The 3694-nt window shown below is 69.2% G+C and carries 4 protein-coding genes; 2 read left to right on the plus strand and 2 right to left on the minus strand.

The window, feature by feature from the left end:
• Positions 1-108: 108 nt before the first annotated feature.
• Positions 109-1989 carry a long-chain-acyl-CoA synthetase gene (locus G6019_RS15175; RefSeq protein ID WP_107757529.1) on the minus strand — a complete coding sequence of 627 codons (1881 nt, stop codon included), beginning with the start codon at positions 1987-1989 and terminating at the stop codon, positions 109-111.
• Complete coding sequence (locus G6019_RS15180; protein WP_182627939.1) at positions 1986-2657, minus strand: TetR/AcrR family transcriptional regulator; 672 nt, start codon at positions 2655-2657, stop codon at positions 1986-1988. The genes G6019_RS15175 and G6019_RS15180 overlap by 4 nt, the downstream gene beginning before the upstream one ends.
• Positions 2658-2812: 155 nt before the next feature.
• Here G6019_RS15180 and G6019_RS15185 point away from each other — a divergent pair, with 155 nt between their 5' ends.
• Together G6019_RS15185 and G6019_RS15190 are read left to right on the plus strand one after the other, a co-directional pair.
• Positions 2813-3001, plus strand: a complete 189-nt coding sequence (locus G6019_RS15185; protein ID WP_231750375.1) for a DUF2613 domain-containing protein — start codon at positions 2813-2815, stop codon at positions 2999-3001.
• A 21-nt stretch (positions 3002-3022) separates the two neighbouring features.
• A partial coding sequence (locus tag G6019_RS15190) for an alpha-(1->3)-arabinofuranosyltransferase domain-containing protein (protein ID WP_182627941.1) occupies positions 3023-3694 on the plus strand: 672 nt, incomplete at its 3' end.

Here is a 3694-nt window from a genome sequence, read left to right on the forward strand (position 1 = left end):
GGCCGCCACGCGCGCGGCGGCGGACATGACGGTGGTCGGGCACGCGGCGGTCGGGCATGCGGGGAGACGGCATGCGGCGGCGGGACCTCCTTCGGGGTGCCCCCGGCTTCAGGCCTTGCCGGCGACGACGTCGTTCTCCGCCCCATCGTAGAAGGGGATGTATCCCTTGTCGGACGACAGGACGTAGAGCGGGTCGTCGAACTGGGAGGTGTCGAACGCCTGCTCGCGCAGTTCGGTCTTGCGGCTCTTGTAGGTGGACGTCACCTCGAGCTCCTTGGAGAGCCGGATGAACAGCGGAACCGCGTACGACGGCAACGACCTGCGCAGGTGCTCCGCGAGCGCGGCGCCGTCGAAGTCGGACTTGTCGTGCAGCCGCACGGCGGCCATGCCCGCCTTGCCGTCGGCGCCCGGCACCGGCACGCCGTAGACCACGGCCTGGTCGACCTCGTGGCGAGCGCTGACGGCCGCCTCCACCTCGGTGGTCGCCACGTTCTCGCCCTTCCACCGGAAGGTGTCGCCGAGGCGGTCGACGAACGAGGCGTGCTTGAGGCCCTGGTCCATCATGAGGTCGCCGGAGACGAACCAGGCGTCACCGTCGCTGAAGGCGTCGCGGATGATCTTCTTCTCCGTGGCCTCCTTGTCGGTGTAGCCGTCGAAGGGCTGGGTGTCGGAGATGCCGCTGATCAACAGCCCGGTGCCGCCCTTGCCCACCTTGGTCAGCCGGCCGTCCGCGCCACGGCGGGGCTCTCCGGTGTCTGGGTCGTAGTCCACGATCGCGAAGTCCATCGGGCAGTAGCCGGTGGTCTTGGCGACGTTGAAGGCGTTGACGAACGCGATGTTGCACTCGCTGGCGGCGTAGAACTCACAGATCCGGTCCACGCCGAAGCGCTGTTGGAACTCCTCCCAGATCTCGGGGCGCAATCCGTTGCCCGTCATCACCCGGATGGAGTGGTCGCGGTCGCCGGGGCCGGGTTCCTGGTTGAGCAGGTAGCGGCAGATCTCGCCGATGTAGATGGCCGCGGTGGCGCGGGCGGCGCGGGCCTGATCCCAGAACTTCGACGCGGAGAAGTGCTCCTCGACGGCCAGGCACGCGCCGGCGGCGAGCACGCAACCGAGGGCCACCGTGAGCGCGTTGTTGTGGTACATCGGCAGCGGGCACAGCAGGACGTCGTCCTTCTTGAGCCGGACGCCGGAGAGGCCGAAGCCGGCCAGGGCCCGGTTCCAGCGGTAGTGGGACATGGTCGAGGCCTTGGGCAGACCCGTGGTGCCGGAGGTGAACACGTAGTACGCGGTCTCGTCGCCGAGCGTCTCGTCGGCCTCTGGCGGGTTGGTGGTGCCGGCGTCCGAACCCAATGCCTCGATCTCGTCCTCGAGCCAGGTCAGATCGGAGAGTTCGTCCGGGCGGTGGCCGGCGCTGAAGCCCCGGAAGGGGAGGTCGGACTCGGAGCCCACGGCGATCAACTCGCCGAGCCACTTCTCCCGGGGGATGGACGCGGCGGCCTCGGCGCACTCCGCGCCCATCAGGACGACCTTCGAGTCGATGATCTTCTGCGAGTGTTCCAGGACCTCACCACGCTGGTGGTGGTTGAGCAGGCCCACCGAGGCGCCCACCTTGACGGCACCGAGGATGGCGAACATGACCTCGGGCCGGTTGACCATGCAGATCCCCACGGTGTCGCCGCGCCGGACCCCGCGGGCCTTGAGCACCTCGGCGACGCGGTTGGCGCGTCGGTTCGTCTCCCCGTAGGAGAGCTCGGAGCCGAGGAACCGCATGAAGGGGGCGTCCGGCTGTGAGGCCGCCAGTTCCTGGAACCTGCGGCCGATGGAGAGCTTGTCGGTCCCCCGGGAGGTGCGGACGATCCGGAGACCACGCAGAACGGTCGGCAGATCCGAGATGAGGGAGGGTAATCCGCCCGCCAGGTCCAACGGGGTGAGGGTCTTGGCCCCCTGCGATGCGCTGCGGGTGGTGGCAGTGGACGTGGTGGTCACGGCTTCTCCTCTTTAGGGGTGGTGGGTGACGCGGTTGTGGGTGACGCGGTTGTGGGTGACTCGACGGCGAGTGATCTGGCGGGATCCCCGGCGAGGCCCCGCCACGCGAGTTCGACGACCACTCCCGCGGCCACCGATTTGGGTGTGGACCGGTGCGCGACGCGGTCGGCGACCGCCTCGCCGGCCCCGACCAGCGCCGTGGCGACCACTTCGAGCACCTCGCGACTGCGCCCGTCCACCGAGTTCTGCGCCAGCAGGTCGGTGGTGAGATCCACCAGGACGGAACGGGTCTTCTCGACCTCCTCGCTGAACGCGGGTTCGGCGACGGCCTGGCGGTACACGACGTTCCACGAATCCGTGTGGTCGTCCACGTAGTCGAGGAACGCCTCCACGACGTTCTCCAGACTGTGGCGTGCTCCGGTGCCGCTGGTCGCCGCGGAGGTGAGGTGCTCGATGAGCCGCCCGGACTCGCGGGTGACGCACGCGGAGAACAGTTCCTCCTTGGAGCCGTAGTAGAGGTACAGCATCGGTTTGGAGATCTTGGCGTCCTTGGCGATGGTGTCCATCGACGCCGACCGGTAGCCGAGATCGGAGAACACGCGAATGGCCGAGTCCAGCATCTGCTGTTCGCGGATCGCGCGTGGGATCCGTTTCGTCCCCGTCGTCACGAGACTCCTTCCGGCGGGACGTGGTGTCGTGTCCCACACCAACTTACCGGCCAGTAAGTAGTTGTGGGCGACACTCCACACGATCCGTGGTGTGCCGGGTGATACCCTTTCGGCATCGGCATGCCTCGCGGCACCCGCCAGTGCACACCATTCTCGTGACCCGCAGGGAGAACTCGATGAGCTTCGGTACCGGAGCGCTCGCCAGCGCAGTCGGCGGAATCGTCCTCGGCGGCATCGTCGCCTTCGGCGCCAGCTCCGCGATGGCCGAGAACTCCATCCCGGAGGTCCCCCAGCCGCCTGCGGACCAGGCCCTCCTGGGCCAGGTCGAGTACGGCGCCCGCTAGTCCCTCCCCGCGCCGGCCGAGGTGACCCGCGGGATCCGTCTCGGTGCAGGCGCGCGCGACGCGGTCGTCGCCTTCTTCGCGTTTCTCCTCCTTGCCTGCCTGCAGGCCCCGGGTCTGGTCGTCCCCGACACCAAGTACGACCTCGTCGTGGACCCGGGTCGCTTCCTCGCGCAGGCCACCCACCTGTGGACCGGGCTGTCGTTCGGCGGTCAGGTCCAGAACCAGGCGTACGGGTACCTCTTCCCCCAGGGGCCGTTCTTCGTGCTGTTCGACCTGGTCGGGATGCCCGCCTGGCTGACCCAACGCCTGTGGTGGGCTGTCCTGTTGACGGTCGCCTACGTCGGTGTGGTCCGGGTGGCGGCCGCCCTGCGGATCGGTACGCGCCGGACCCGGGTGATGGCCGGGATCCTCTACGCCCTCGCCCCGCGAATGATCGGCGACCTCGGGTCGATCTCCTCCGAGATCTGGCCCGTCGCACTGGCCCCGTGGGTGCTGCTCCCGGTGGTGCGGGTCCTGCAGGGACGCCTGTCCCCGCGACGGGGCGGGGCCGGTGCCGCGCTGGCCCTGGCGATGATGGGGGCGGTCAACGCGGCCGCGACCGCCATCGCCTGCCTCCCCGCGATCCTCTGGTGGCTGATGTTCCGACCCGGACGGACATGGGCCCGGCTCGCGGCGTGGTGGCTGCCCCTGTCC

Origin of the sequence: Dietzia sp. DQ12-76, assembly GCF_014145045.1 — a bacterium.
Lineage (GTDB): Bacteria > Actinomycetota > Actinomycetes > Mycobacteriales > Mycobacteriaceae > Dietzia.